Below are 24782 nucleotides of genomic sequence, written 5' to 3'. Positions count from 1 at the left end.
GGGTAGATACGCCGACTGTCGGGCCTCCGTCGGTCGGTTTTATGCTCGGTGCTCCCTACCTCCAGTCCGATGGCAAGGGACGAGGAGGCCGCGGACACGCTCGGCCCGTTCCGCCAGTTCCTCTCGCTCGAACGCGACGTCCTCGTCCTCTCGGTGGCGATGCTGGCGTTCTCGCTCGGTTTCCAGATGACGAACCAGTACTTCGGGCTCTACCTCGACGCGCTCGGAGCGAGCGCGCTGGTCGTGGGACTCTACCGATCGTTCTCCGACCTCGTAGGGGCCGTCTACCCCTACGCCGGTGGGCTGGTCTCCGACCGCATCGGCTCGCGGACCGCGCTCACGGCGTTCGGGCTCGCCTCCTCGGCCGGCTTCCTCGTCTGGGCACTCGCGCCCGACCTCGCCGTGTTCGGCCTGCCGGCGTGGGCGTTCCTCTTCCTCGGCCTCCTGCTCGCGCAGGCGTGGAAGTCCTTCGGGCTGGGTGCGACGTTCGCCATCGTCAAGCAGTCGGTGCCGCCCGAGCGCCTCGCCAGCGGCTTCGCCTCGACGGAGGTGTTCCGGCGGGTGGGGTTCCTGCTCGGGCCCCTGCTGGCCGCGTTCGTCGTCGAACGGGTCACCCCGTTCGTCGAGGGGTTCCAGGCGGTCCTGCTGCTCGCCGTCGCGTTCGGCCTGCTCGCTACGTTCGCGCAGCACCGCCTCTACGACCCGGCCGGGGACTCCTTCGGGAAGTCGTTCGCGGGCCTGCGGACGATACGGGACGACCTGCTCGGGATGCCGGACCCGCTCCGGCCGCTCCTCCTGGGCGACACGCTCGTCCGGTTCGCCAACGGGATGGTCTACGTGTTCTTCTCCATCGTCGTCGCGAAGCGCCTCGGTGTCGGCTTCGAGGGGTTCGGCGTCGCCATCTCGCCGGCCGCGTTCTTCGGCGTCCTGCTCGGCGTCGAGATGACTGTCGCGCTGCTGACGATGGTGCCCGTCTCGAAGGTGGCAGAGCGAGTCGGCCTCAAGCCCGTCGTCGCCACGGGCTTCCTCGTCTACGCCACGTTCCCGATTCTCCTGATACTCGCGCCGCCCGACCAGTGGGTGCTCGTCGCACTGTTCGCGTTCTCGGGGCTCCGGTTCGCGGGCCTCCCCTCCCACAAGGCGCTCATCGTCGGTCCGGCCGAGGCGAACGCGGGGGGCCGCGTCACGGGCACCTACTACCTCGTCCGGAACACGCTCGTCGTGCCGGCGGGCGTCCTCGGTGGCTACCTGTACGGTATCGACCCGGTGCTCTCGTTCGGCGTGGCGAGCGCCGTCGGCCTCGTGGGGGTGGGGCTGTTCCTCGCGTTCGGCGAGGAGTTCGCGGCCGTGGCCTGAGGTGGCGTCGGGAACCGACGGGCCTTTCCTCGCGCCCCGAGTCGCACCGCCATGGATCAGAAGCGTGCCCTGACGAGCGTGGACCTCGCGGCGCTCGTCACGGAACTCCGGCGGCACGCGGGCGCGAAGGTCGACAAGGCCTACCTCTATCCGGACGACCTCCTGCGGCTGAAGATGCGCGACTTCGACGCGGGCCGACTCGACCTGCTGGCGGAGGTCCGCGACCCGAAACGCGTCCACCTCGCCGCACAGGAGCGTGTGCCCGACGCCCCCGGCCGCCCGCCGAACTTCGCGATGATGCTCCGGAACCGCGTCTCTGGCGCGGACTTCGCGGACGTGGAACAGTACGAGTTCGACCGCATCCTCACCTTCCGCTTCGAGCGCGGTGACGCGGCCACGCTCGTCGTCGTCGAACTGTTCGGCGACGGGAACGTCGCCGTCCTGAACGAGGATCGCGAGGTCGTCTCCTGTCTCGACACGGTCCGCCTCAAATCGAGGACCGTCGCGCCCGGCAGTCAGTACGGCTACCCGGCCTCGCGGTTCGACCCGCTCACTGCCACGCGCGAGCAGTTCGGCGCCGTGATGGACGACTCCGACACCGACGTGGTCCGGACCATCGCCACCCAGCTCAACTTCGGTGGCCTCTGGGGCGAGGAGCTCTGCACCCGGGCCGGGGTCGAGAAGACGCTCGACATCGCTGACGCCACCGACGACGCGTACGACGACCTCTGGCGCGTCATCGAGACCCTCCGGACCACCCTGAAGGAGGGGGACCTCGACCCGCGACTCTACCGGGACGACGACGGCGAGGTCGTCGACGCCACGCCCGTCCCGCTCGAGGAGCACGAACACCTCCAGAGCGAGGCGTTCGAGACGTTCAACGAGGCGCTCGACGTCTACTTCCACGAACTCGAGCGCGAGACCGAACAGCCGGCCGACCCGACGAGCGACCGGCCGGACTTCGAGGAGGAGATCGCCCGCAAGCAACGCATCATCGAGCAGCAGGAGGGGGCCATCCAGAACTTCGAGGAGCAGGCCGAGGCCGAACGGGAGAAGGCCGAACTGCTGTACGCACACTACGACACGGTGGACGAGGTCGTCCGGACGGTGCGGTCGGCCCGCGAGGAGGACGTGCCGTGGGACGACATCGCCGAGACGCTTCGGGAGGCAGCCGAACGCGGTATCCCCGCGGCCGAGGCCGTCGTCGACGTCGACGGGAGCGAGGGCACCGTCACGCTCGAACTCGGTGACGACCAGACCCGTGTCACCGTCCGGGTCCGCGAGGGCGTCGAGAAGAACGCCGACCGCCTCTACACCGAGGCCAAGCGCGTCGCCGAGAAGAAAGAGGGCGCGCTCGCGGCCATCGAGGACACCCGCGAGGAACTGGCGGAACTCGAGGAACGCAAGGCGAACTGGTCGGCCGACGAGCAGGCGGAGGAGGACGACGAGGAGGAGTCCGAGGACGTCGACTGGCTCACCCGCTCGTCGGTCCCGATCCGCCGCGACGAGCAGTGGTACGAGCGGTTCCGGTGGTTCCACACGAGCGACGGCTTCCTCGTCATCGGTGGGCGAAACGCCGACCAGAACGAGGAACTCGTCAAGAAGTACATGGACAAGGGCGACCGGTTCTTCCACACGCAGGCCCACGGGGCCCCCGCCACGATCCTGAAGGCGACCGGGCCGAGCGAGGCCGCCCGCGACGTGGACATCCCCCAGCAGTCACGCGAGGAGGCCGCCCAGTTCGCCGTCTCCTACTCCTCCATCTGGAAGGACGGTCAGTTCACCGGCGACGTCTACGAGGTGGCTCCGGACCAGGTCTCGAAGACCCCCGAGTCCGGCGAGTACGTCGAGAAGGGGTCGTTCGTCGTCCGCGGCGACCGGACGTACTACGAGGACACGCCGGTCGGCGTGGCCGTCGGTATCCAGGTCGAGCCCTACTCGCGCGTCGTCGGGGGGCCGCCGTCGGCGATCGAGGGGCAGGCCGAGACGCTCGTCCGCCTCGAGCCCGGACAGTACGCCCAGAACGACATCGCGAAGATGGTCTATCGCCAGTTCCGCGACCGGTTCGCCGACGGGTCGTTCGTTCGGAAGGTTGCCTCCCCGGACCTCATCCAGGAGTTCTGCCCGGCGGGCGGGAGCCGTATCGTCGACTGACGCGGTCGTGTCGTCTGCGGGTACAGTCCGGGAAACGGGAGTTGCCCTGCGCCGACTCCAGCCTTAATTTCGCGGAGGGAGTGGTTCTATCGTTCGACGGGGCACCCGTCGGCGCTCACCATGTTCGAAGAAGCCATCAACTACCCGCGGAACGACGAGGAGAACTGGATCAAGACCATCGCCATCGGCTCGGTCATGCTGTTGCTGGGCTTCCTGTTCCTGCCCGTGCTCGTCGTGCTCGGCTACTACATGCGCGTGCTCCGCGGGAGCATGGACGGCGACGACCAGCCCCCGGTGTTCGACGAGTACGGCGAGATGCTGGTCGACGGACTGAAGGCGTTCGTCGTGGCCTTCGTCTACCTCCTGATACCGGGTATCGTGTTCGGCATCAGCGTCGGTGGCGTCGTCCTCGGCGCGCTGACCGGCGGTGACGTGGGTGCCGGCGCGATCTTCGGCTCCCTGCTCGGGTTCACCGTCTCGAGTATCCTGTTCCTCGCCGTGTGGTACGTCACGCCCGCGGCGCTGGCCAACTACGCCCGGACTGGCAACATCGGATCGGGGTTCGCCTTCGGCGAACTCCGCCCCGCGCTCGTCAGCGGCAAGTACGCGACCCCGTGGCTGATGGCCCTGGGTGTCGGCATCGTCGCCGGCATCGTCGTCGGCGTCCTGAACGCCGTCCCCGTCCTGGGGTTCATCCTGGCCATCCCGGTGAACTTCTACGCCGCCGTCGTCGCGTTCAACCTCTACGGCCGTGGCTTCGAGGACGCGACCCAGATGGAGATGGAGTCCCGCGAGGACGTCGGCACGGCCGTCGCCTGAACAGGCACTCACACCCGGTAACCACCCCACACCTGCAGAACCTATTTGTATCGGAGTTCTGAACGGTCGTCCGTATGTTGAGCGAAGCCCTCTCGTTCCCGCAGCAGCACGACGACTGGTTGAAGACGGTGCTCATCGGTGGTGTCCTGACGATACTCGGGTCGGTCCTGTTCGTGCCCATCCTGCCGGTCCAGGGGTACCTCGTCCGGGTGCTCCGTGCTGGCGTCCGCGGGGAGGACAGAGCGCCGGTGTTCGAGGACTGGGGTGAACTGTTCGTGGACGGCATCCTCCTGTTCGTCGTCCAGCTCGCGTACGCCATCGTCCCCATCCTCGTCATCCTCTTCGGGGTGTTCGTCGTCGGGACGGGTGCCTTCGCCGCGGAGAGCGGCGCGGGCGGCGCGGGAACGGGCCTCGGCATCGTCGGTGGCCTCGTCTTCCTCGTGGGTATCCTCCTCGTGCTGGTGGCGAGTTACCTCATCCCCGCCGCCACGGCGAACTTCGCCCACGAGGGTGATCTCGGCGCGGCGTTCGACCTCTCGACGGTCCGGAAGGGTGCGTTCACCGGCGACTACTTCGTGGCCGTCGTCCTCGCCATCGTCGTCTCGCTGGTGCTGGGATTCGTCGGCGCCCTGCTGACCGTGCTCCTCGTCGGTATCTTCGTCCTGTTCTACGTCCAGGTGGTGACCTACTACCTGTTCGGGCGTGGCTTCGGCGAGGGGCTCGGTGTCGAACCCACGGGTGACGACGGCTTCGGCGGGACCGGGGACGACACCGGCGAGGGGGACGAGGAGACGGGTGACGACCGCATCCCCGACCCGGACCCGCTCACCTAGATAGCAGGCTCCTTTACTGGTCGTCTCCTCGTCACGCCCATGCGAATCGCCGACCGGACGCGCGTCGAGGGCGAGGGAGAGCGCATCGACGTGGTCCCCGAGAGCCTCGACGACCTCTGGCACCTCCAGTACGTCCTCGAACCGGGTGACCGGGTCTCGGGCGACACCACCCGCCGTATCCAGCGCAACGACGACCAGATGCGCGATACCGGCGGCGAGCGCGAGCACATGTGGGTCGAGATCGCCGTCGAGGACGTGGAGTTCGCGAAGTTCGCCAACCGACTCCGGGTCGGCGGGGAGATCGTCGACTGCTCTCGCGAGGACCAGCTCGGCTTTCACCACACGCTCAACGTGGAGGAGCGCACCGAGATCTCCATCACGAAGGTCTGGCAGACCGACCAGCTCGAACGGCTGCAGGAGGCCGTCGAGGCGAGTGAGAACCCCGACGTCGCCATCGCCACCGTCGAGGAGGGCGAGGCGTACGTCCACACCGTCGCGCAGTACGGCGTCGAGGAACGCGCCGCCATCACCGGCCCGACCGGGAAGGGGGAGTTCGCCCGGCCGCGCTCGGAGCTGTTCGCGGAGCTCGGCGCCGTCCTGAACCGGATGGGCGTGGAGGCCATCCTGCTCGCCGGACCGGGGTTCACCAAGCAGGACGCGCTGGACTACATCACCGAGGAGTACCCCGACCTCGCCGGCAAGATCCAGACCGTCGACACCGCGAGCGTCGGTGACCGTGGGGTCCACGAGGTGCTCAAGCGTGGTGCCGTCGACCGGGTGCAGGCCGAGACACGCATCGCTCGCGAGGCCGAGCTCGTCGACGAGTTGATGGAGCAGATCGCCACGGGCGCCAAGGCGGCCTACGGCATCGAGGAGGTACAGCAGGCCGCCGACTTCGGCGCCGTCGAGACCCTGCTGGTGCTCGACGAGCGGCTCCGGAAGGAGCGGGCCGGCGAAGGCGACTGGGACGTGGACGCCAACGAACTCGTGAAGACCGTCGAGCGGCAGGGGGGCGAGGTGACGGTGTTCTCCGGCGAGTTCGACCCCGGCCAGCAGTTGCGGAACCTCGGCGGCGTCGCCGCCATCCTCCGCTATCGACTCGATTGAGGGCTGTCAGGCAGCGAGCGAGGGCCACCGGCGCTGGCCCTCGGAACGCGGGACGGGTGCTGCACTCCCGCGAGACCGACCCGCGACGGTGCTCAGGTCACGCGGCGGGGTGGTCCCGGCCTGCTACTTGAACCTCAGTCTCCGCGCCCGACGTCGACCGTCTCACCTTCGGGGGCGAACGCCACCGCGCCGTCGTAGTACTCGCCGAGCGACGCCAGCATCCCCTCGTGGTTCCCGTCCGTGTGCGGGTAGAGGTGCGAGAGGTAGACCGTCCCGTACTCCTGGTCCGCGAGTGCCGCGCCCAGTTGCGACGGCGTCGGGTGGTTCGAGACGTCCACGCTATCGGGGAACGAACAGTCGTGGACCAGCAGGTCAGAGCCGTCGGCGAACGCCGCTAGGTCCTCGGTGGCCTCGCTGTCGCCCGAGACGGTGAGCGTCGCGCCGTCCGCCTCGAACCGGTACGCGAGACAGTACATCGAGTGGACCGTCTCGTGGGCTGCGACGTCGTACCCGGCGAACGAGAACTCACCGACGTCGACCTCGCGGACGGTGAGGTCGAGTCGGCCCTGCATGTACTCGTGGACGTCCAGCAGGCCGTCGACCAGTGCCTCTGTGCCGGGCGGCCCGGCGACGGTGAGGGTCTCGCTCCCCGCCAGCCACTTCGCCTTCATCAGCGGCAAGAGGTCCGCGACGTGGTCGAGGTGGTGGTGGGTCAGGAGGACGTGTTCGACCCCCTCGTAGCCCGTCTCGGTGGCGGCCAGTCGGTGCAGGCTCCCGCTCCCGCAGTCGACGAGGAGTGGGTCGGCCGCCTCGCTCTCGACCAGTAAGCCCGTCTGCATCCGCTCGCCAGTCGGCATCGCGCTCCCGGTGCCGAGGAACGTGAGTCGCATGGCCGAGAGACGGGCGGCCGCGCAAAAGAGCGTGTCCCTACTGGAATCCGCGGTCGACGCCGTCGTCGCGCACGAGGTCGTCGAACTCCGCCTCCAGCAGTTCCTCGGCCTCCTCGAAGGTGTCTCCCAGTTCGTCCATCCCGTCGGGCCGGCCGTACTGGTCGTGGTCCATCGGCCCGAACGCGGGCGAGTCCATCGCCTCCATCACGTCGTCGAACAGAGCGTCGCCGGAACTGGCACCCTCCGTATCGGCGTGGGTCCGGAGGACTTCGGTCACGCGCCGGGCCGTGTCCTTCGCCTGGTCCTCGTCCGTGATGGCCGGCTGGACGCCGAACCGGCCGCTCCCCTGCTCCGGGAACAGCGGGTCCAGGTCGTCGTCGATACGCCGGGCTACCTCGGCGCCGACGCCCTTCACCTCGAACGGGTTCTTCGCGTAGGTCTTTATCTGGAAGACGCCAGCGCGCGGGTGGCCGAGGTACATGTCCTCGCCGACGCCACGGCTCCGGGTGCCGGAGACGGCCCGCCACCCCCGCGGGTCTGCGTTCGACTCGACCACGTCCTCGAGGATGTCCTGCCAGTCACGGACGCGCATAGCGGAACTCCGGGCGCCCGGAGCAAGAGGGTGTCGACGTGGGAGTCGCCCACGCGGCTCGCGTGTCGGTCGCTGGCGCTCCCTCCCGCTCGCATCATCGAGGAACCTCCCTGCGGTCGGTTCCTCGCTACCGACAACCTCTTTCTCCCCTCGCCGCTGTCTCGGGTGTGAACGTCCGCGGTCCCGTCGTCGACGCCGGAGAGGTGCGGTCGGTCAACACCAGTTACGGCCAGTCAGACCTGTTCGAGGTGACCGTGCGGCCCGAACGCGGCGCGATGGAACCGACCCGCGTCACGCTGTGGGGCAAGTGGGCCGAACTCGCAGACTGGATCGACGAGGGGATGGAACTGCTCGTCACCGACGCCGAGGCCGACGAGTATCGGGGCGAGGTGCAGTTATCCACGACGGGCGACTCGTTCGTTGTCGTCGAACCCGACTTCCTCGTCGACGTGACCGACGTCCGCTCGTGGGTCCAGTGTCCCCGGATGTACTACCTGAACAAGCTCGGCGGCATCCCGCTGAACTACCCCGTCGTGAAGGGGACGCTCGTCCACGAGGTGTTCGGTGACCTGCTTCGTGGCCGCGACATCGAGGAGAGCATCGAGGACCGCGTCGAGGAGCGAGCCGTCGACCTCGGCCTCCTCGGACGCGACCCGACGGAGGTGGCCGACGAGGTGCGCAAGAACGCGGCGGCCATCGAGGGCTGGCTGAATCAGGGACTCCTGACCGAGGAGGACGAGTGGCGCTCCGAGCAGACGCTCGTCTCGGAGACGTTCGGCATCAAGGGGCGGGCCGACGCAGTCCGGCGTGGTATCCCGGTCGAACTCAAGACGGGGAAGAACACGCGCTCGGAGCCGCGATTCCAGGACAAGGTGCAGGCGGCCTGCTACGCGCTCGTCCTCGGCGAGCGCGAGGCCGAGTACCCCGACACGGGCACCCTCATCTACACGAAGAACACGACGCTCGAACGCATCGAGGAGAGCGGCGACCTCTCGCCGGCCAAGGACTTCTCGGTGAGCGGGGGGTTCCTGAAGTACGTCGTCCGTCAGCGCAACCAGATCGCCGCGACGGAGTTCCGCGGCGACGTCCCGACCGGTTACGAGGCCGACGCGAAGTGCGAGTACTGCTTCGAACAGGACACCTGCATGGTCGTCTCCGGTCGACTCGGCCAGGAGTCGAAAGCGGGCACGGTCGGCACCCCCGTGCCCGACGAGGAGCGCGCGTACTTCGACACCTACTACACCGCCGTCGAGGCCGAGCGCCGGGCGGTCCACCGCGAGTACCGGAAGCTCTGGGAGCAGACCGCCGAGGAGCGGGCCGACGACGACCGGGCACTCATCGGCCTCGAACCCACCGGACGCGAGGAGATATCGGCCGGCCGCTGGCGACTCACCGCCCGCAAGCAGCCCGAGGCGGTCTCGAAGATACGCGAGGGGAACCTCGTCCTCGCGAGCGAGGGCCACCCGACGCGCGAACGGGCCGAACTGGGGCGTGTGGAGCGACTGGACGGCGAGGAGATCGTCGTCACCACCGACGAACCGCTGGCCCTCCGGCGGGTCGACGTCTACCCCTCCGAACTCACCGTCGACCGACTCCTGACGGCGCTCCACGACGCCATCCTCAAGGGCTCGCCCGAGCGCAAGGACCTCCTGTTCGGCCGGCGCGCCCCGGAGTTCGCCGGCTCCCACGAGACGTACATCGGCAACAACGAGGCCCAGAACGAGGCGGTGAACCTCGCGCTGAACGCCGAGGACGTCGCGCTCGTCCACGGGCCGCCTGGAACCGGGAAGACCTACACGCTGGCGACCATCCTCCGTGAGTTCGTCGAGCGCGGCGACCGCGTCCTCCTCTCGGCGTTCACGAACCGCGCGGTGGACAACGCGATGGAGGCGCTGATCGACCAGGGGTTCGACGACGTCGTCCGCGTGGGGAGCGAGTCGGGGGTGCGAGACGACATGCACGAGTACCTGTTCGAGAAGCGGGGCGACCCGGTCGAGCGGGCGAACGAACTCCGCGAGGCACCGGTCGTCGCGGCGACCACCGCCTCCTGCGGGTCGCGGATGCTGCGCGAGCAGGAGTTCGACGTGGCCGTCGTCGACGAGGCGGGCCAGTTGACGGAACCGGGCACGTTCCTCGCCACCAACCTCGCCGAGCGGTTCGTGCTCGTCGGCGACCACGAGCAGTTGCCGCCCGTGGTGCAGGCCGACGAGAGCGAACTGCACGGTTCGCTGTTCCAGCGGCTCATCGAGCGCTACCCGGACGCGAGCGTCCTGCTGGACCGCCAGTACCGGATGGCCCAGCGCATCCAGTGGTTCTCCTCGCAGGAGTTCTACGACGGGAAACTCCGGCCGGCGACTCCCGAGGTCGCGGGGCGGTCGCTCGCGGACCTGCGCGGCGTCGACCCCTCGGCCCTCCCGGCACACCTGCGGGACCGCGTCACGTACCTCGACCCCGACGGGCGGCAGGTGGGGAACACGAACCCGACAGAGGCCGAGGCGGTCGCCGAGACGGTCCAGTCGTTCCTCGACGCGGGGGTCGCCCCCGACGACGTGGGGGTCATCGCCCCGTTCCGGGCACAGGTCTCCGAGATCTCGCGCCGGCTCCCCGAGGTGGCCGTCGACACCGTCGACCGGTTCCAGGGCTCCGCGAAGGAGGTCGTCGTCCTCTCGGTGACGACGACGGGCGACGTGGAGAGCCCCATCTTCGAGGACCACCGGCGGATGAACGTGGCGCTGACGCGAGCCAAGCGGGCGCTCGTGGTGGTCGGTGACGAGGCGGCGCTCTCCTCGGAGCCGTTCTACGAGCGGCTCCTGCGGTGGGCACGGGGCTGAACGAGGTCTCGGCCCGAGACGAGCGGTCTCACTCGTGGGCCGCGCAAACGCTTTTGTCGTGTCAGTGTGTAACGCACTATCATGGCTGATGCCGACACTGGTGACGCTGTCGACAGCGGTATCGCGACCACCGAGACGGAGCCGGAACTGGGGACGCTCGCCGGCATCGTCACGGACGGCGTCATCGGCGCTGTCGGTGGGTTCGTCGGGACGGCACTGATGACGGTGGTGCTGCTCGTCGCGTCCTCGCTCGGCGGGTTCGAACTGTCGTCGTTCGCCACCACGGCCGAACTGATCGGGGCCGAGGCGGTGTTCGGGACCGACCTGCTCGTCCCCGTCGGCTACGTCATCTTCCTCGGCGGCGGGATGACGACGTGGCCGCTCCTGTTCGCCTCGATGGGCGAGTACCTGCCGGGGCGGAAGTACGCCCACAAGGGCCTGTTCTACGGATTCGTCCTCTGGACGGGGTTCGTACTGGCGTTCTACGACGGCTACACCGGCACCGCGCTGGCCGTCTACGTCGTCGCCACGCTCCTCGCCCACGTCGGCTACGGCTTCGCGCTCGGGGCCATCTTCGACTACCTCGGTGGCCGCGAGGAGACGCTGGTCTGACTCCGCGAGGCCGGAGCGTCCCGAATTCCGACCGCTCGGCGACAACGATTTAGCCACGGCAGCTGTTGAGTGCTAGCATGGCACTCGGAAGCCCCCTCGGCACGACGGCGCTGGACCGCCTGCGAGCGCGCTTCGACGCCACCGACCTGACCTGCCGCGAGTGCGGGTACGAGGACACGACGGGGTCGTGGAACGCCACCACCGACGGGCGACGGGTGACGTTCAGTCACCGGTGTCCCTCTTGCGACGCCGACCACCGGTACGTGGTCCGGATGGGGCAGTAACCACGACCGTAACGGCCACGGCGGCGCCCCGCGAGTCACGGGTATGGAACTCCCACTCGGCGACGGGACCGTCCGGTTCGAACTCCCGGACTGCGAGGTGGACGTGGCTCGCGCGCCCGGCGCCGAGGCGGTCGACCCCCGTTCGGCCGCCACCGCTGCGATCGCGGCCCCGCACGGCCCAGCCCTCGATTCGCTCGTCGACGCCGGCGACAGCGTCGCCATCGTCGTGACCGACGTGACCCGGGCGACCCCCGACGGCGTCCTCGTGGACTGTCTGCTCTCCGACCTCACGGCCGCCGGCGTCTCGCGCGAGGAGGTGACCGTCGTGGTCGGGCTCGGACTCCACCGCCCGATGACCGACGCGGAACTCCGCGGGATGCTCGGCGAACACGCCGACCTCGCGGTGAACCACGACCCCGAGGACACCGTCGTCGCGGGCTACGTCGACGGGACGCCCGTCGAACTGAACCGCCGCGTGCACGAGGCCGACCGCGTCCTCTCGACGGGGATGGTCGAACCCCACCAGTACGCCGGGTTCTCGGGCGGGGCCAAGACCGTCGCCATCGGCGCCGGTGGCGAGCCGCTCATCCGGTACACGCACGGCCCCGAGATGCTCGCCCGCGAGGGGGTCCGGCTGGGCCGGGTCGACGCCAACCCCTTCCGCGACGCCGTCGACCGGGCGGGCGACGTGGTCGGCCTCGAGTTCTGTCTGAACGTCACCTACGGGCCGCAGGGCTGTCTCGGCGCGGCGGCTGGCGAGCCCCGAGCGGTCGTCGCCGACCTCGCCGAGACGGCACGCGAGGCGCTCTCGGTCCCCGTCGAGGACGACTACGACGCCGTCGTCGCGGGCGTCGGCGCCCCCAAGGACGCGAACCTCTACCAGACGACCCGGGCGTTCACCTACGTCGTCCTCGGGGCACACGACCCGCTCGGGGAGGGAGGCCGGGTGGTCGTCCCTGCCGCACTCCCCGAGGGTCCGGGCGAGGGGACCGGCGAACGGCGGTTCTACCGCTACCTCTCGGAGGCCGACTCCGCCGAGGCGCTCTACGAGGAGATGCGCGAGGGGTACGAACCGGGGGCCCAGCGGGCGTTCGTCGTCGCGCGGGCGCTCCGCGAACGGTCGTTGTATATAACTAGTTCCCACGCGGCGGAAGTGGTCGAGGACTGCCTGATGCACCACCGGGACCGGGTCGAGGACGCTGTCGAGCCGGGGAGTCGGGTGCTCGTCGTCCCGGAGGCGTTGCACACGCTGCTGGTGTGAGCCGCTCGCTCGTTCAGTCGTCCGTCGTCGCGTACGCCGCGCGCTCCTCGTCGCCGATCTCCTCCATCACGCGACGGTGGAACTCCTGTAACACGGCCGACTCGTCCTCGGCGAGCACCACGTCGCTGGCCATCAGCGTGGCGAGGCCGAACGCCCGGGGTGTCGGCGAGTCCGTCTGGCGGTGGACCACCTCGACGTCTTCACCGAGCGCGGCCACGAACCGCTCGACAGCGTCCACGTCGAGCTTGTCCTCCAGTATCTCGCGGTAGGTCTCCTCCATCACCGCGAACTCCTCCAGCTCCTGTGCCCACGAGAGCAGCATCTCGCTGGACACCTGCTGCTGGGCCGCGCTCTTCTCGTAGCCCTTGTACCGCTTGAGTATCATCAGCGACCGGGTGGCGTCGATACGGAAGTACCGCTGCAGGAGGTCCGTCCCGTCGAGCGCCGCCCGGAGGTCCGAGCGCACCGTCGTGGGGTCGAGGTCCGCGAGGATACCGGTGAGGTCCACCTTGCGGTTCAGCGGCATCGAGAGCGTGAACCCGTGGTCGGCGACGGCCACCTGCACGTTCGTGTTCGCGGCCTGCGCACACCGGTAGGCCAGCAGCCGCGAGAGCCCGTCGTTGAACTGCCGGCCGTAGTTCGAGTGGACGTAGTAGTTCCGCCGGTACTCGTCGTGGTCGCGCTCCTCCTCGACGAAGAGGCGCTCGCTCGTCGAGACCGACTCGATGCCGGCGTACCGAACCTGCTCGTCGAACATCCGGGTGACAGCCCGCACGGAGTTCTCGTCCAGCGGGAACTCGCGGAGCCACCGGCGGACGGCGGGTGGCCCACCCGACTCCAACTTCTCGCACAGCGTCGACTGGAACGCGAGTATCTCGCGCCCGAGGTCGTACGAGAGCGGCAGGCGCTCGGAGAACCACGAGGGAACGGTCGCGCGGGCGCTGGTCGGGTCGACGTACGCCTTCGACCCTCTCCGGTAGCGGTACTCGTAGTTGGACCCGCCGAGGACGAACACGTCGCCGGACTCGATGGTGTCGAGGTAGGACTCGTCCAGTTGGCCGACCCACTCGTCGCCCCCGCGGACGAACACGTCGATGGTGAACGAGTCGGGGATGGTGCCGACGTTGGTCATGTAGATGACCCGCGCCAGCCGGCCCCGCTTGCCCATCAGATGCTCGCCGACCTCGTACTCCTCGTAGTGGTGCTCGCCCGCGGGCGGGTCGTTCGCGTCGCGCCACACCTTCGCGTAGACGTTCCGGTCCTCCATCCCGCCGTAGTCGGCGGTCAGGTACCGGCAGAGCTGTTCCCACTCGCCCTCGCCGTAGTCGCGGTACGGGTAGGCCCGCCGGAGGATGTCCTTCACCTCGGCTTCGGGTCGGACCCCGTTGATGCACATCCCGTACACCTGCTGGGCCGCGACGTCCTGTGCCCGCTCGGGGACGAACACTCGGTCGACGAACCCCTCCTCGGCCTTCTTCAGCATCGTGGCACACTCCACGAGTTCGTCGCGGTCGAGTGCCACCACCCGGCCGGTCACGGTCTCGCCGACCTGGTGGCCCGCACGGCCGACCCGCTGGAGGAGCGAGGCCACGCTCTTGGGCGAGCCGACCTGCACCACGAGGTCGACGTGTGGCATGTCGATACCCAGTTCCAGCGACGTGGAGGTGGTCACCACGTCCATCTCGCCCGATTTCAGGCGTTCCTCGACGGACTGGCGCTTCTCCTTCGAGAGCGAGCCGTGGTGACACCCGGAGTTCTCCTCGGTGTAGTCGGGGTTGCGCTCGCGGAGGTTCGCCAGTACCCGCTCGGCCCCCGAGCGCGTGTTCGTGAACACGATGGTGTTCGTCGCGTCCTGCACCCACTCGTCCAACTGCCGGTAGAACCGGTCCGACACCACGTCGTAGCGCGTGCCGATGAGGTCGTCCGTCGGGCAGTGCAGTTCCACGTCGAACTCCCGGACGAACCGCGCGTCGACGACCTCGAACGGCCGCGAGTCGCCGCCCGGCTCCTCTCGCCCGACGAGGAACTCCCCGACGGCCTCGAGGGGTTCGACGGTGGCCGAACAGCCGATACGCGTGGGCGAGGTGTCGCACATCGCCTCCAGCCGTTCGAGCGAGACCGAGAGGTGGGTCCCGCGCTTGTTCTCCGCGAGCGCGTGCACCTCGTCGACCACGACGTACTCCACCGTCTCCAGTTTCTGCTGGAACTTCGGGGAGTTGAGCAGTATCGCGAGAGTCTCCGGTGTCGTGTTGAGGATGTGCGGCGTCGTCTCCAGCATCTGCTGGCGCTCGTGGCTGGAGGTGTCGCCGTGCCGGATGGCGTGGCGCACCGCGGGCTCCTCGCCGTCCTCGGCGAGGCGCTCTGTCACTCCCTCCAGCGGGCGTTCGAGGTTCCGGTGGATGTCGTTGGCTAGCGACTTCAGCGGCGAGACGTAGAGACAGTACACCGAGTTCTCGAGGCCCGCCTCGGTCTCACGGCGGAACAGGTCGTTCACGATGGCGGTGAACGAGGCGAGGGTCTTGCCGGACCCCGTCGGGGCGCAGACGAGGGCGTTCTCCCGGTCGTCGATGAGGGGGATGGCCCCCTTCTGTGGGGGCGTGAAGAACCCCTCGTTGCCCCCGACGAACTGGCCGAACTCCTCGACCCACCACTCCCGAACCGCGGGCTCCAGCCGCGCGAGGACCTCGGCGTCGTCGATGGGTACCGTCTCGGGGTCGAACTCGAGGTCGTCGTGTCCCGCGAGCAGCTCGCGGGCGGCGGCCTCGTCGAATCCTCCCATCCTGCGATTCCGTTGGGTCGCCGACGGCAAGAGTCCTCGCTTCGAGGTGGCCCACTCACCCGTCCAGCAGTCGCAGGGTCCGCTCGTCCCGGTCGCCGTCGTAGTACCGCTCGAGCGCCGTCTCGAACGGCTCGGGGTCGTCCGCGACGGCGGCGAACAGCGTCATCGACGACCGGAACTTCAGGTCGTCCGGCGACCCGAATATCTCGTTCGCCGTGCGCCCCTCGACGTCGTTCACGAGCGCCGTCCACTCGCGGAGCCGCGGCCCCAGCGTCGGGTGCTCGAGGTACGCCTCGGCCTCCGCACGCGAGGAGATGGCGTACCGCTGGGCCATCCGGCTGCTGCCCAGCCCCTCCATCTGGGGGAAGACGAACCACATCCAGTGGGTTCGCTTCCGGCCATCACGCAGCTCGGCAGCGACCGGCTCGGCCGCTTCGTCCTGTGCCTCGACGAACCGCCGCAGGTCGTGTGGGTCCTCGGCGTCGGTCATCGTCCTCGAGCGTGTCTACGGCGGCTCACCATGTAGTGGGCTGGGTCGGCCCGTCTGCCATCCAGTACCGGTAAGTCGCCCCGTGCCCTCCTCGCGGTATGGACGCAGTCGGGACCGTCGAGTCCTACTACGATTCGCTCCGGACGGGCGACCCCCTCCACCCGTACTTCCTGGAGTCCGCCCGGACCGTGAAGTTCGGCGTCGGCGAGCGACTGGAGGGGTACGACGCCGTCGCCGAGGGGCTGCGCGACCAGACCCGGACGACCGAGGGCTGGGAGGTGCGCTCGTCGAACCTCCTCTGTGAGCACCGCGGGGACCACGCGTGGTTCTCGGATCTCGTGTTCATGGGCTGGACCGACACCGACGCGAACGTCCGCTACGAGTTCGACACCCGGTGGTCGGGGACCTTGGTGGAACTGGACGAGGAGGAACGCGAGCGCGAGATCGACCCGCTCGCCGAGACGCCGTGGCGATTCGCCGGGATGCACGTCTCCACGAGCGTGCAGGGACGGATATGAACGGGGGACGCCGCTGATGGTCGGCCCGATGTCGAGCGAGGAGCGCTCGGAGGGTGCCCTGAAGATAAAACTCGCCGGCACCCTCATCGTCGGGGCCTCGATGGGTCTCATCACCCTGCAGGGGGACGTCCCGCTCTGGGTGACCGGCGTGGCGGTGCTGGCGGGGCTGGTGGTGGGCGCGGCGCTGGTCTGGTTCGTCTTTCCGGGGACGGGCGAGGTGCAGTCGAGGGCGGGGCGGCGCCGGTAGGCCGGGGTGCCCCTGGGCGTCAGACGGCCGCCGACAGCGACAGGTACAGGAACGCCACACCGACCGCGTTCGAGAGCCCGTGGACGGCGGCTGGCACCACGACAGATCGCGTCCGGAGGTAGAGCCAGCCCAGGACGAGCCCGTTCAGGGTGACGAGCCCGAGCGTGACTCCGACCGCGGTCGCCGAGGCGCCGTATAGCGCCGGCAGGTGCCAGAGGGCGAAGACGACACTGGCGAGGACGATGGCTCCCGTCGGCGAGAGCCACTCGTAAAGCGTCTTCTGGAGGAGGTTCCGGAAGAGGAGCTCTTCGACTGGGCCGATCAAGAGCAGCGTGACCGGAATCAGCGCCAGAACGACCCACGCCTGGCCGGCGAGTGGTCCCGTGACGACGTACTCGGTCATCTGGAGCTGGGCGACGGGGAGGCCGAGGGTCCTGACAGCCGTCTCGGCTGCGATCGACACGGCGAACAGCCCGACGAACCCGCCCACAATGTAGCCCCAGTCGCGGCGGGTCGGCCAGCGCGCGTCGAGAGACGCTCGCCCCACGTCCCTCGCCCGGAGGGTCACGAAGACGACGAGCGCCAGCAGGAGGTAGGTGGTGACGCCGACAGCGAGGTAGCCGACCGGCCCTGGCGTGAGCCCGAGGCCCCACGGAGCCGTGATTGCGTTCCCTGCTGTGACCACGAGTGTGGCCAGCGAGAGGGCGCCAACGAGTGGCCACGGCGAGTGGTGTCCACCGAGCCAACTGGGCTCCCGGGAGGTTTCGCTCATGGGGCTGACTACCGTCAGGCTACGTATCATTCGGCCGTCGGTTCCCGTCCGGTGAGAACGGTTCGGCCGCAGGGACGGTCCCCGGGGCCGTCCCTCGCTCGAGAGTCTCGGTGCAGGATGTACCACCCCGTGGAGTCCGCCGGTTCGTGCCGGTACTGGACGACTCGACGGCACGCCCGCGCAGGTCCGGCCGGAAACGGGTCACTCTTAACCACACCCGACCCTACCTCTCCGGTATGACACGGGCCAGCGTGGTGGGTGCCGGCATGACGAAGTTCGGCGTCCACGACAGACCACTGCAGGAACTGTTCGGCGAGGCCGCGTTCGAGGCCTTCGACGACGCGGGCGTCGAACCCGCCGACGTCGAGTCGTTCTACTTCGGGAACGCGATGGGTGGCCAGACGGAGAACGACACTCACCTCGCGCCGAAACTCGCCTCGCACGTCGGCATCGCGGGCGTCCCGGCCCAGCGCTACGAGGACGCGTGTGCCACCTCCGCCAACGCGTTCAAGAACGCCGTGCAGGCCGTCGAAGCAGGTATCCACGACGTGGTCCTCGTCGGCGGTGTCGAGCGCTGTACGCCACAGACGGGCCTCGACACGGCCGAGATGACCCGGATCTTCGCCTCGGCCTCCCACCGGCAGTACGAACAGCCGACCGGACTCACGTTCCCCGGCGTGTTCGCCCTGCTCACGAAGCGCCACATGCACGAGCACGGGACGACCCCGGAACACCTCGCGCACGTCGCGGTGAAGAACCACGAACACGGGACGCGGAACCCGCGGGCCCACTTCGGCAAGGAGACCACCGTCGAGGCGGTGCTGGAGGGACCTATCGTCGCCGACCCGTTCCGGCTGATGGACTGCTGTCCGTTCTCGGACGGTGCGGCGGCGGTCGTCCTCGTCAGCGACGAGGTGGCCGACTCCTACGACGCTCCCGTCGACGTGACGGGCATCGGCCACGCCACCGACGTCGTCCCCATCGGCGACAAGCTCACGCCGCACGTCACACAGGCGGCCCGCGACGCGAGCGCGCAGGCGTACGAACAGGCCGGCATCACCGCCGCCGACGTGGACTTCGCGGAGGTCCACGACTGCTTCACCGGTGCCGAGGTGATGGCGAGCGAGGCCATCGGTCTGATCGAGGACGGGCAGGGCGGCCCCGCCGCGGCCGAGGGCCGGACCTCGTACGACGGCGACATCCCCATCAACGCCTCGGGCGGTCTGAAGGCGAAGGGGCACCCCATCGGCGCGACGGGTGCCGCACAGATCGTCGAGTTGACCGAGCAGATTCGCGGTGAGGCGGGCGCCCGGCAACTGGACGAGGCCGAGTACGGCGTCGCGCACAACCTGGGTGGCGACGCCGCGACCACGCTGGTGACGGTCATGGAGGGCCGCCGATGAGCTCCGACCTCCCCGAGCGGCTGACCTACGGCGAGTGGACTCGTGCGCTGAAGGAGGGCCGATTGCTCGGGCAGGCCTGCGGCGCGTGTGCCAACGTCCTCGGGACGCCGAAGGGGGCCTGCCCCCACTGCGGCACCCGCGACCTCGAGACGGTCGAACTCCCGACGAGCGGCGAGGTCTACACCGAGACGACGGTGATGGTCCCGCCGGAGGGCGTCGAGGAGCGTGGCTACCAGGTCGCTGTCGTGCAGGTCGGCGAGGCACGCGTGATGGGTCGCGTCGACGGCAACGGCGGCGAGGTCCACGTCGACATCGGCGACAGCGTCGAACTGACCGGCTACATCAAGGGCGAGGGCGACGACCCGGCCCCGCTGTTCCGGCCCGCGGACTGAGCGGCCGCTCGCTTCACTCTCTCCCCCGCTTCCGTCCTCACGACTCGGCCTTCACGCCGAGTACCACGGCCACGGACTCGTCGCCCAGCGTGACCGTGACCGTGCCGTCCATGGGGTCGTAGGTACCCGCCTCGGGCGGCGAGCGGGCGACCCGGTAGCTGCTCAGGCTCCGCTCCGCACCGACGTAGAGCCGCTCGCCCGGCGCCAGAGTTCCGTTCAGCGTGGTGCCTTAGCCGGAGTCAACGCGGTCCACTTCGACCGTCGAGAGTGGGATGGCACGGTCCCCGGTGTTCTCGACGACGACGTAGCCGTCCTCGATCGTCGCGTTCGCCTCGGCCACGCCCCCGAGCCACGCCGGGGGTTCCACGGTGGTCGTCCCGATATCCGAGACTCGGGTGGTGTAGCGGCGCTGGCCCCAGCCGTCCTCGGACTCGGCGACTCCTCGGACGCCAGCGAACCGGACGAGCCCCGACTCGTCGACCAGCAGGCGCGCCTCGTACTGTGTCATCCCGGCGTCCCCCGACAGCGGCCGGGCGGGTCGGGTCGCGCGGTACTCGAGGACGGTCTCGTTCTCCGTCTCCACGACCCCCATCGCGCCCCAGTCGGCGTTCGAGACGATGCTGGTGGCGGCCCCCCGCCGGTACCGCAACGCCGTGACCACGTCCGAGAACTGCCGGTCCACCGTCGGACCCGCGATCGTGACGTACTGGGACTGCAGTCGGAACCGGGCGTCGCTGGGGTCGAGCCGCAGGGCGTAGATCGCCTCGTCCGTCTCGTACACCGCGAGCGTGAGCGACCCGTTCTCCCGGATCTGAACCAGCGTCGCGTCCTGCGAGACCAGCCGTCGCGTCGAGGTGGTCCGGCGCGGACCGTCGGCCTCGATCACGACGGCCTCGGCGTCGAGTCGGTAGTTCGACCGGTTGTCGAGGGAGAGTCGGTGGCCCTGAGCCGCCACCCGGACGTCGGTCACGCCCGACACGCCGTAGCCGTTCGGCAGGTCGAACGGCCGCGCGGCGGGCGTCCGGGTCGCCGTCCGTGGCTGTCTGGTCGGGCGGTCGGGAGCCGCCGTCGGCGTGGACTCGTCGATGGGGACCGGAGTCAGGGTCTCGGCCGGAGTTGGCGGCCCGCCCGTGTCGGCGAACGAACACCCCGCGAGCACCGCACAGAGGAGGAGCACGGCGACGGGGAGGGCACTGCGCATACGCGACAGGCGGGCGGACGTGACAGGAGTCTTATGCTCGTGGGCTCGCACGCCGTGGTCTCCCCGTGCGCCGACTTCCCGCGTGTCCGACTGTCACGAAAGCACCCGAGAGCGAGGCCGAACCGTCGGGCTTATATGAAGTACCCAAGTACACGATGATGCACGACGAAGCGTGCGTGGGTAGCCAAGCCAGGCCAACGGCGCAGCGTTGAGGGCGCTGTCCTGTAGAGGTCCGCCGGTTCAAATCCGGTCCCACGCACTGCTCACCCCTGACGGGGTCCCGGGGTCGTTCATCGGCCCCCAGTGCGGGTGCTCGCAGACAGCACCCACGCATCACTACACACCCGAGAGCGACGGCTACACCGAACCCGGGTGGCGGGCGTCGCGCCCCGACTACTCGCCGCGCGCCTGTCCGATGTTCTGGAGATAGCCCCCACAGCGACAGAGCCTACCGTCGCTCACGTCCTCCACCCGCCGGCCGCAGTCGAGACACTCGTACAGGGACTGCTGGCCGCCCGCGTATGGGTCGATATGTGGCATACCGGTGGTAGACTCTCGAAGTGTGTTAAATGTTATCGCGCCTCGCGTGACGGTGGCTCGTGGTCGTTTCATACCCCCTCCCGACGTACGTCTGGGTATGGAGTCGTGGACACGCGAGCACGTCCCGGCGTTGACCGGGGTGCTCTCTGCGGTGTCACTCGCGCTGGTGTTCGGTGCGGCGCTTCAGGTCCTGCCGACGGGGTCGCTCCCCGCCCCGGAGGGCCTGCTCGCCGTGATCCCGCACGTCAACGCTGTCGTCAGCACGCTCGCCATCGGGACCATCGCCGCCGGCGTGGCGTTCGCCCGTCGCGGTGAGTACGACCGTCACCGGGCGCTGATGCTGGTCTCACTCGTCCTGTTCGCCGTCTTCCTGGTGCTCTACCTCTACAAGGTGTCGATACAGGGACCCGCCGGGTTCCCGGCCGAGGGGCCCGCGGTCGTCGAGCGGTTCGTCTACTTCCCGGTGCTGGCGATACACATCCTGCTCGCGGTGATCTGCGTGCCGCTACTCTACTACGTGCTGCTCCTCGCCCTGACCCGGCCGCTCGCGGAGGTGTTCGACACGCAGCACAAACGCGTCGCCCGCGTCGCCGCCTCGCTGTGGCTCGTCTCGTTCCTCCTTGGGAACGTGGTGTACCTGCTGCTGTACGTCGTCTACTGAACGCCCTCTCGGTCCTCGCGCCCGTCCCGACCGTCGCCCGTGGCTCGGCGTCGGTCGGCGCGGAGCCGCCGCTCGAAGCCTGCGAAGACTGAGGGAGTGAGGTGTGAGGACCGTGTCGGGACCGCGGGACCGGGCTTACGCCGCGTTCTCGTCCGTCGCGGCGCCGTCGACGGCGGACTCGATGTCCTCGGAGACGGAGCCGACCTGCTCCTGCAGGTCGTCGCTGCGCTCTTCGAGGCGCTCGTTCAGTTCGTCGAGCTGGTCACGGAGCTGCTCGACCTGCTCCGAGGTGGACTCGTTCAGGTCCTCGCTGGTCTCGAGGAGCTGGTCGGCGGCCTCCTCGACGTTCTCGACGAGATCGGCCAGCAGCTCGTCGACGGACGCCGAGCCGTCGCCGAGTGCCTCCTCGGTGGAGTCGATGGCGTCGGCGAGGAACTCGGTCTCCTGGTCCTCGAGCTCCTTGACCTGGTCGGCGATCTCCTCGAGGAGGTCCTTCACGCCCCCGGCCTGCGCGGGCAGGGCGGCCGCGAGGGTGCCGAAGAACGCGTCGGCACCGTTGCGGACGGCGTCGGCCTCGAGTTCGTTCAGGTCGCGGGCGAGGTCGAGGTCGATACCGAGCTGTTCGTTGACGTCACGCTGGAACTGGATGCCCGAGAGCACGGCGTCGCGGGTGTTCTCGATGGCGCTGCGCTGGATGGCGAACATCGCGTCGACGGGAGCGGTTCTGTTGCTCATAGTAGTGTACAGGCTCTCCGACACGATAGCCTTGGCTCCGCTCATCGCCGGTGGGTTCATATATTCGTGCCAGCAAACGCCACGAGATGGCAATGAGTGCCGGCCCGTGGTATCAGGGTGTGAAACAAACCACGGCGGTGGCTGGGCTGTGCGGTAGTGGCGCGGGCGGGCCAGCACCCCACCCGCGACGAGCGCCAGCGAGCCGCGCTTTTGAATCGAAACTTTTCCGCGAGCGGTCGGCTCTGCCGACCCGAGCGGAGAAGCTTCGTGATTAGTCGTCGGCAGGCGCCGTCCGCTCGTCCTCCGGCTCCCCCCCGATGACCGGCCGCTCCACGTCGCGGTCCGTCGCCTCGCCGTCGATGTCGTAGGGGTACTCCCCGGTGACACAGCCGAGACAGAGGTCGGCGCGGGACTGACCGAGCGCCCCGGCGACGGCGTCGATGGAGAGGTAGGCGAGCGAGTCGGCGCCGATCTCCTCGCGGATGTCCTCGGTGCTCCGGTCGGCCGCGATGAGTTCCTCACGGGTGGCCATGTCGATGCCCATGTAGCAGGGCGCGACGATGGCGGGCGCCCCGATGCGGACGTGGACCTCCTCGGCACCCACGTCGCGCAGGAGCTGGACGAGCTGGTTCGAGGTGGTCCCGCGGACGATGGAGTCGTCGATGACGGTCACGGAGCGCCCCTCGACCACGTCACGGATGGGGTTGAGCTTCAGGCGGACCGCGCGCTCGCGGGCGTCCTGTGTCGGCATGATGAAGGTTCGGCCCACGTAGCGGTTCTTCATGAGCCCCTCTGCGAACTCGACGTCGGCGCCCTCCTCCTGTGCGGCCTCGGCGTACCCCGAGGCGAACGCGCGGCCCGAGTCGGGGACCGGCATCACCACGTCGCTCTCGACGCCGCTCTCCTCCCATATCCGTCGGCCGAGTTCGCGGCGGACCTCGTAGACGAGGTTGCCGTCGATCTCCGAGTCCGGGCGGGCGAAGTAGACGTGCTCGAAGAAGCAGTGGGCGGTGTTCTCGCGCTCGAACAGCTGGTAGGCGTCGAACCCGCCGCCGTCGGGCTGGAGGATGACGAGCTCGCCCGGGCGGACGTCGCGGACGAGTTCGCCGTCGAGCACGTCGATGGCGGCGGACTCGCTGGCGAGGATGTAACCGTCGTCGAGCTTCCCGATACAGAGCGGGCGGTTTCCCTCGGGGTCGCGCACGCCGAGAACGGTGTCGTCGTGCATGATCGTCAGCGAGTAGGAGCCGTGGATGCGCTTCATCGTGTGTTTCACCGCGCGGACGAGGTCCTCCTCCAGCAGGTTGCGTGCGAGGTCGTGGGCGATGACCTCGGTGTCCCCGTCGGAGGTGAACGCGTGGCCCAAGCCCGCGAGTTCGTCCCGGATCTCGTCGGCGTTGACGAGGTTCCCGTTGTGGCTCATCCCGAGCGAGCCCGACTTGAACGAGACCGAGAACGGCTGGGCACAGGAGTTGTCCACGCTCCCCGCGGTCGGGTATCGGACGTGGCCGATACCGGTCGGCCCGTTGAGCTGGTCGAGGTCGCCCTCGTCGAACGCGTCGCCGACGAGCCCCATCTCGACGTGGGAGTGCTGTTGGAACCCGTCGTGGGTGACGATGCCGGCCGACTCCTGCCCGCGGTGCTGGAGCGCGTACAGTGCGTAGTACAGGGGTCGCGCGGCGGCCCGCCCGTCGAGTGAGACGCCCACCACGCCACACTTCTCGGTCGGCCCGTCCGCGAGGTCCCGCCCGTCTGTCATCGAGTGGGGCTTACGGTGCAGGGGTAAAAACCTCGGCTATCCGGCGGAGGTGGTCGTTCACCGGAGTAGGCCGGGGCGCGTCGTGGCCCGCCGGCCGGCGCCGTCGCTCGGGGGCTGGAACGCGAGAGTGGAGGACCGCTCGCCCGTCGTCCGCCGTGCGTCTCAGTTGTCGCCGGTCTTCGACTGCCAGGCGTAGCTGCGCTGCTTGGCCGTCTTGCCGAACCCGCACGAGGCACAGACCTTCTTCCGGCTGTGGTAGGACTTCTCGCCGCAGCGTCGGCACTTGACGTGCGTCGTCTTGTTCTTCTTCCCCTGCGATGGAGTACCTGCTCCGGTCATGGTTGTATGCTGACGACGTTATCTCCGCGGATAATCGTTGTGTTCTCACCTTCCTCGACGACGAGGTTCATGTGCTGGTCGTAGCCCGCAAGCACGCCCTCGTACTGCTCGCCGCCTTTCAACAGTACCGTCACGGTGTCACCGAGCGTCTCCTCCAGCACGTCGAGCGGTCTCCCTGCCATACCGGGAGACCCACGCGCCGCGCGT

At 69.0% G+C, this 24782-nt stretch carries 25 protein-coding genes and 1 tRNA gene; 15 read left to right on the top strand and 11 right to left on the bottom strand.

The window, feature by feature from the left end; genetic code table 11:
* Nucleotides 1-69: 69 nt before the first annotated feature.
* The 5 genes from N0B31_RS07820 (at nucleotide 70) to N0B31_RS07800 (ending at nucleotide 6269) form a co-directional block, all read left to right on the top strand.
* Entirely contained in the window at nucleotides 70-1356 is a 1287-nt protein-coding gene (locus tag N0B31_RS07820) for an MFS transporter (protein ID WP_260595310.1), read from the top strand.
* Between the two features lie 51 nt (nucleotides 1357-1407).
* A complete protein-coding gene (gene rqcH / locus N0B31_RS07815; protein ID WP_260595309.1) occupies nucleotides 1408-3510 on the top strand; it encodes a ribosome rescue protein RqcH in 2103 nt (700 codons plus the stop codon).
* 120 nt (nucleotides 3511-3630) lie between these two features.
* On the top strand, nucleotides 3631-4329 hold the full coding sequence (locus N0B31_RS07810; RefSeq protein ID WP_260595308.1) for a DUF4013 domain-containing protein: 699 nt from the start codon (nucleotides 3631-3633) through the stop codon (nucleotides 4327-4329).
* A 74-nt stretch (nucleotides 4330-4403) separates the two neighbouring features.
* The gene (locus tag N0B31_RS07805; protein WP_260595307.1) at nucleotides 4404-5162 is read left to right on the top strand and encodes a DUF4013 domain-containing protein; all 759 of its coding nucleotides are present in this window, start codon (nucleotides 4404-4406) and stop codon (nucleotides 5160-5162) included.
* Nucleotides 5163-5201: 39 nt separating this feature from the next.
* Entirely contained in the window at nucleotides 5202-6269 is a 1068-nt protein-coding gene (locus N0B31_RS07800; protein ID WP_260595306.1) for an mRNA surveillance protein pelota, read from the top strand.
* Between the two features lie 134 nt (nucleotides 6270-6403).
* Here N0B31_RS07800 and N0B31_RS07795 read toward each other — a convergent pair whose 3' ends face one another.
* The gene (locus N0B31_RS07795; protein ID WP_260595305.1) at nucleotides 6404-7159 is read right to left on the bottom strand and encodes an MBL fold metallo-hydrolase; all 756 of its coding nucleotides are present in this window, start codon (nucleotides 7157-7159) and stop codon (nucleotides 6404-6406) included.
* A 37-nt stretch (nucleotides 7160-7196) separates the two neighbouring features.
* A complete protein-coding gene (locus N0B31_RS07790; RefSeq protein ID WP_260595304.1) occupies nucleotides 7197-7751 on the bottom strand; it encodes a hypothetical protein in 555 nt (184 codons plus the stop codon).
* A 167-nt stretch (nucleotides 7752-7918) separates the two neighbouring features.
* On the opposite strand from N0B31_RS07790, the gene N0B31_RS07785 reads away from it, so the two are divergent.
* From N0B31_RS07785 to N0B31_RS07770, 4 genes are all read left to right on the top strand, one after another.
* Entirely contained in the window at nucleotides 7919-10582 is a 2664-nt protein-coding gene (locus tag N0B31_RS07785; protein WP_260595303.1) for an AAA domain-containing protein, read from the top strand.
* Between the two features lie 81 nt (nucleotides 10583-10663).
* A complete protein-coding gene (locus N0B31_RS07780) occupies nucleotides 10664-11194 on the top strand; it encodes a DUF6789 family protein (RefSeq protein ID WP_260595302.1) in 531 nt (176 codons plus the stop codon).
* Nucleotides 11195-11271: 77 nt separating this feature from the next.
* The gene (locus N0B31_RS07775) at nucleotides 11272-11478 is read left to right on the top strand and encodes an HVO_0649 family zinc finger protein (RefSeq protein ID WP_260595301.1); all 207 of its coding nucleotides are present in this window, start codon (nucleotides 11272-11274) and stop codon (nucleotides 11476-11478) included.
* A 43-nt stretch (nucleotides 11479-11521) separates the two neighbouring features.
* Complete coding sequence (locus N0B31_RS07770; protein WP_260595300.1) at nucleotides 11522-12739, top strand: lactate racemase domain-containing protein; 1218 nt, start codon at nucleotides 11522-11524, stop codon at nucleotides 12737-12739.
* 13 nt (nucleotides 12740-12752) lie between these two features.
* On the opposite strand, the gene N0B31_RS07765 is transcribed toward N0B31_RS07770, so the two are convergent.
* Nucleotides 12753-15518: an ATP-dependent helicase gene (locus N0B31_RS07765; protein WP_260595299.1), complete on the bottom strand. Its 2766-nt coding sequence runs from the start codon at nucleotides 15516-15518 to the stop codon at nucleotides 12753-12755.
* A gap of 55 nt (nucleotides 15519-15573) precedes the next feature.
* A complete protein-coding gene (locus N0B31_RS07760) occupies nucleotides 15574-16008 on the bottom strand; it encodes a DUF1810 domain-containing protein (protein ID WP_260595298.1) in 435 nt (144 codons plus the stop codon).
* Between the two features lie 98 nt (nucleotides 16009-16106).
* Between N0B31_RS07760 and N0B31_RS07755 the strand changes: the two genes are divergently transcribed.
* Both N0B31_RS07755 and N0B31_RS07750 read left to right on the top strand, forming a co-directional pair.
* Nucleotides 16107-16526, top strand: a complete 420-nt coding sequence (locus tag N0B31_RS07755) for a nuclear transport factor 2 family protein (RefSeq protein WP_260595297.1) — start codon at nucleotides 16107-16109, stop codon at nucleotides 16524-16526.
* Nucleotides 16527-16554: 28 nt separating this feature from the next.
* Nucleotides 16555-16773, top strand: coding sequence for a DUF8527 family protein (locus N0B31_RS07750; protein ID WP_260595296.1), 219 nt, complete (start codon nucleotides 16555-16557; stop codon nucleotides 16771-16773).
* A 19-nt stretch (nucleotides 16774-16792) separates the two neighbouring features.
* On the opposite strand, the gene N0B31_RS07745 is transcribed toward N0B31_RS07750, so the two are convergent.
* The gene (locus N0B31_RS07745) at nucleotides 16793-17545 is read right to left on the bottom strand and encodes a CPBP family intramembrane glutamic endopeptidase (RefSeq protein ID WP_260595295.1); all 753 of its coding nucleotides are present in this window, start codon (nucleotides 17543-17545) and stop codon (nucleotides 16793-16795) included.
* A 236-nt stretch (nucleotides 17546-17781) separates the two neighbouring features.
* Here N0B31_RS07745 and N0B31_RS07740 point away from each other — a divergent pair, with 236 nt between their 5' ends.
* The gene (locus tag N0B31_RS07740) at nucleotides 17782-18948 is read left to right on the top strand and encodes a thiolase C-terminal domain-containing protein (protein ID WP_260595294.1); all 1167 of its coding nucleotides are present in this window, start codon (nucleotides 17782-17784) and stop codon (nucleotides 18946-18948) included.
* Complete coding sequence (locus N0B31_RS07735; RefSeq protein WP_260595293.1) at nucleotides 18945-19340, top strand: Zn-ribbon domain-containing OB-fold protein; 396 nt, start codon at nucleotides 18945-18947, stop codon at nucleotides 19338-19340. Before N0B31_RS07740 ends, N0B31_RS07735 begins: the two co-directional genes overlap by 4 nt.
* A 229-nt stretch (nucleotides 19341-19569) precedes the next feature.
* Here N0B31_RS07735 and N0B31_RS07730 read toward each other — a convergent pair whose 3' ends face one another.
* On the bottom strand, nucleotides 19570-20541 hold the full coding sequence (locus N0B31_RS07730; protein ID WP_260595292.1) for a hypothetical protein: 972 nt from the start codon (nucleotides 20539-20541) through the stop codon (nucleotides 19570-19572).
* 174 nt (nucleotides 20542-20715) lie between these two features.
* Here N0B31_RS07730 and N0B31_RS07725 point away from each other — a divergent pair.
* A tRNA-Leu gene (locus tag N0B31_RS07725) sits at nucleotides 20716-20800 on the top strand.
* 134 nt (nucleotides 20801-20934) lie between these two features.
* On the opposite strand, the gene N0B31_RS07720 is transcribed toward N0B31_RS07725, so the two are convergent.
* Nucleotides 20935-21081 carry a rubrerythrin-like domain-containing protein gene (locus N0B31_RS07720; protein ID WP_260595291.1) on the bottom strand — a complete coding sequence of 49 codons (147 nt, stop codon included), beginning with the start codon at nucleotides 21079-21081 and terminating at the stop codon, nucleotides 20935-20937.
* A 97-nt stretch (nucleotides 21082-21178) separates the two neighbouring features.
* Between N0B31_RS07720 and N0B31_RS07715 the strand changes: the two genes are divergently transcribed.
* Nucleotides 21179-21742 (top strand): DUF420 domain-containing protein, encoded by a 564-nt coding sequence (locus tag N0B31_RS07715; RefSeq protein WP_260595290.1) that lies wholly within the window; start codon nucleotides 21179-21181, stop codon nucleotides 21740-21742.
* A 135-nt stretch (nucleotides 21743-21877) separates the two neighbouring features.
* On the opposite strand, the gene N0B31_RS07710 is transcribed toward N0B31_RS07715, so the two are convergent.
* The 4 genes from N0B31_RS07710 to N0B31_RS07695 all read right to left on the bottom strand — a co-directional run bounded on the left by N0B31_RS07710 (nucleotide 21878) and on the right by N0B31_RS07695 (nucleotide 24757).
* Nucleotides 21878-22477: an apolipoprotein A1/A4/E family protein gene (locus tag N0B31_RS07710; protein WP_260595289.1), complete on the bottom strand. Its 600-nt coding sequence runs from the start codon at nucleotides 22475-22477 to the stop codon at nucleotides 21878-21880.
* Nucleotides 22478-22748: 271 nt separating this feature from the next.
* Nucleotides 22749-24236: an amidophosphoribosyltransferase gene (purF, locus tag N0B31_RS07705; protein WP_260595288.1), complete on the bottom strand. Its 1488-nt coding sequence runs from the start codon at nucleotides 24234-24236 to the stop codon at nucleotides 22749-22751.
* 162 nt (nucleotides 24237-24398) lie between these two features.
* On the bottom strand, nucleotides 24399-24575 hold the full coding sequence (locus N0B31_RS07700; RefSeq protein ID WP_260595287.1) for a 50S ribosomal protein L37e: 177 nt from the start codon (nucleotides 24573-24575) through the stop codon (nucleotides 24399-24401).
* Entirely contained in the window at nucleotides 24572-24757 is a 186-nt protein-coding gene (locus tag N0B31_RS07695) for an LSM domain-containing protein (RefSeq protein WP_260595286.1), read from the bottom strand. The genes N0B31_RS07700 and N0B31_RS07695 overlap by 4 nt, the downstream gene beginning before the upstream one ends.
* Between the last annotated feature and the right edge of the window lie 25 nt (nucleotides 24758-24782).

This window comes from Salinirubellus salinus, assembly GCF_025231485.1.
In the GTDB taxonomy this organism is placed as follows: domain Archaea; phylum Halobacteriota; class Halobacteria; order Halobacteriales; family Haloarculaceae; genus Salinirubellus; species Salinirubellus salinus.
Note: the sequence above shows the minus strand (reverse complement) of the source record. Positions and strands in the feature narration are given on the sequence as shown.

Bases quoted from the DNA above. Each gene is read 5' to 3' on its own strand.
- N0B31_RS07820 (WP_260595310.1), top strand. From the start codon at position 70: ATGGCAAGGGACGAGGAGGCCGCGGACACGCTCGGCCCGTTCCGCCAG.
- rqcH (WP_260595309.1), top strand. From the start codon at position 1,408: ATGGATCAGAAGCGTGCCCTGACGAGCGTGGACCTCGCGGCGCTCGTC.
- N0B31_RS07810 (WP_260595308.1), top strand. From the start codon at position 3,631: ATGTTCGAAGAAGCCATCAACTACCCGCGGAACGACGAGGAGAACTGG.
- N0B31_RS07805 (WP_260595307.1), top strand. From the start codon at position 4,404: ATGTTGAGCGAAGCCCTCTCGTTCCCGCAGCAGCACGACGACTGGTTG.
- N0B31_RS07800 (WP_260595306.1), top strand. From the start codon at position 5,202: ATGCGAATCGCCGACCGGACGCGCGTCGAGGGCGAGGGAGAGCGCATC.
- N0B31_RS07795 (WP_260595305.1), bottom strand. From the start codon at position 7,159: ATGCGACTCACGTTCCTCGGCACCGGGAGCGCGATGCCGACTGGCGAG.
- N0B31_RS07790 (WP_260595304.1), bottom strand. From the start codon at position 7,751: ATGCGCGTCCGTGACTGGCAGGACATCCTCGAGGACGTGGTCGAGTCG.
- N0B31_RS07780 (WP_260595302.1), top strand. From the start codon at position 10,664: ATGGCTGATGCCGACACTGGTGACGCTGTCGACAGCGGTATCGCGACC.
- N0B31_RS07775 (WP_260595301.1), top strand. From the start codon at position 11,272: ATGGCACTCGGAAGCCCCCTCGGCACGACGGCGCTGGACCGCCTGCGA.
- N0B31_RS07770 (WP_260595300.1), top strand. From the start codon at position 11,522: ATGGAACTCCCACTCGGCGACGGGACCGTCCGGTTCGAACTCCCGGAC.
- N0B31_RS07765 (WP_260595299.1), bottom strand. From the start codon at position 15,518: ATGGGAGGATTCGACGAGGCCGCCGCCCGCGAGCTGCTCGCGGGACAC.
- N0B31_RS07760 (WP_260595298.1), bottom strand. From the start codon at position 16,008: ATGACCGACGCCGAGGACCCACACGACCTGCGGCGGTTCGTCGAGGCA.
- N0B31_RS07755 (WP_260595297.1), top strand. From the start codon at position 16,107: ATGGACGCAGTCGGGACCGTCGAGTCCTACTACGATTCGCTCCGGACG.
- N0B31_RS07750 (WP_260595296.1), top strand. From the start codon at position 16,555: ATGTCGAGCGAGGAGCGCTCGGAGGGTGCCCTGAAGATAAAACTCGCC.
- N0B31_RS07745 (WP_260595295.1), bottom strand. From the start codon at position 17,545: ATGAGCGAAACCTCCCGGGAGCCCAGTTGGCTCGGTGGACACCACTCG.
- N0B31_RS07740 (WP_260595294.1), top strand. From the start codon at position 17,782: ATGACACGGGCCAGCGTGGTGGGTGCCGGCATGACGAAGTTCGGCGTC.
- N0B31_RS07735 (WP_260595293.1), top strand. From the start codon at position 18,945: ATGAGCTCCGACCTCCCCGAGCGGCTGACCTACGGCGAGTGGACTCGT.
- N0B31_RS07730 (WP_260595292.1), bottom strand. From the start codon at position 20,541: ATGCGCAGTGCCCTCCCCGTCGCCGTGCTCCTCCTCTGTGCGGTGCTC.
- N0B31_RS07720 (WP_260595291.1), bottom strand. From the start codon at position 21,081: ATGCCACATATCGACCCATACGCGGGCGGCCAGCAGTCCCTGTACGAG.
- N0B31_RS07715 (WP_260595290.1), top strand. From the start codon at position 21,179: ATGGAGTCGTGGACACGCGAGCACGTCCCGGCGTTGACCGGGGTGCTC.
- N0B31_RS07710 (WP_260595289.1), bottom strand. From the start codon at position 22,477: ATGAGCAACAGAACCGCTCCCGTCGACGCGATGTTCGCCATCCAGCGC.
- purF (WP_260595288.1), bottom strand. From the start codon at position 24,236: ATGACAGACGGGCGGGACCTCGCGGACGGGCCGACCGAGAAGTGTGGC.
- N0B31_RS07700 (WP_260595287.1), bottom strand. From the start codon at position 24,575: ATGACCGGAGCAGGTACTCCATCGCAGGGGAAGAAGAACAAGACGACG.
- N0B31_RS07695 (WP_260595286.1), bottom strand. From the start codon at position 24,757: ATGGCAGGGAGACCGCTCGACGTGCTGGAGGAGACGCTCGGTGACACC.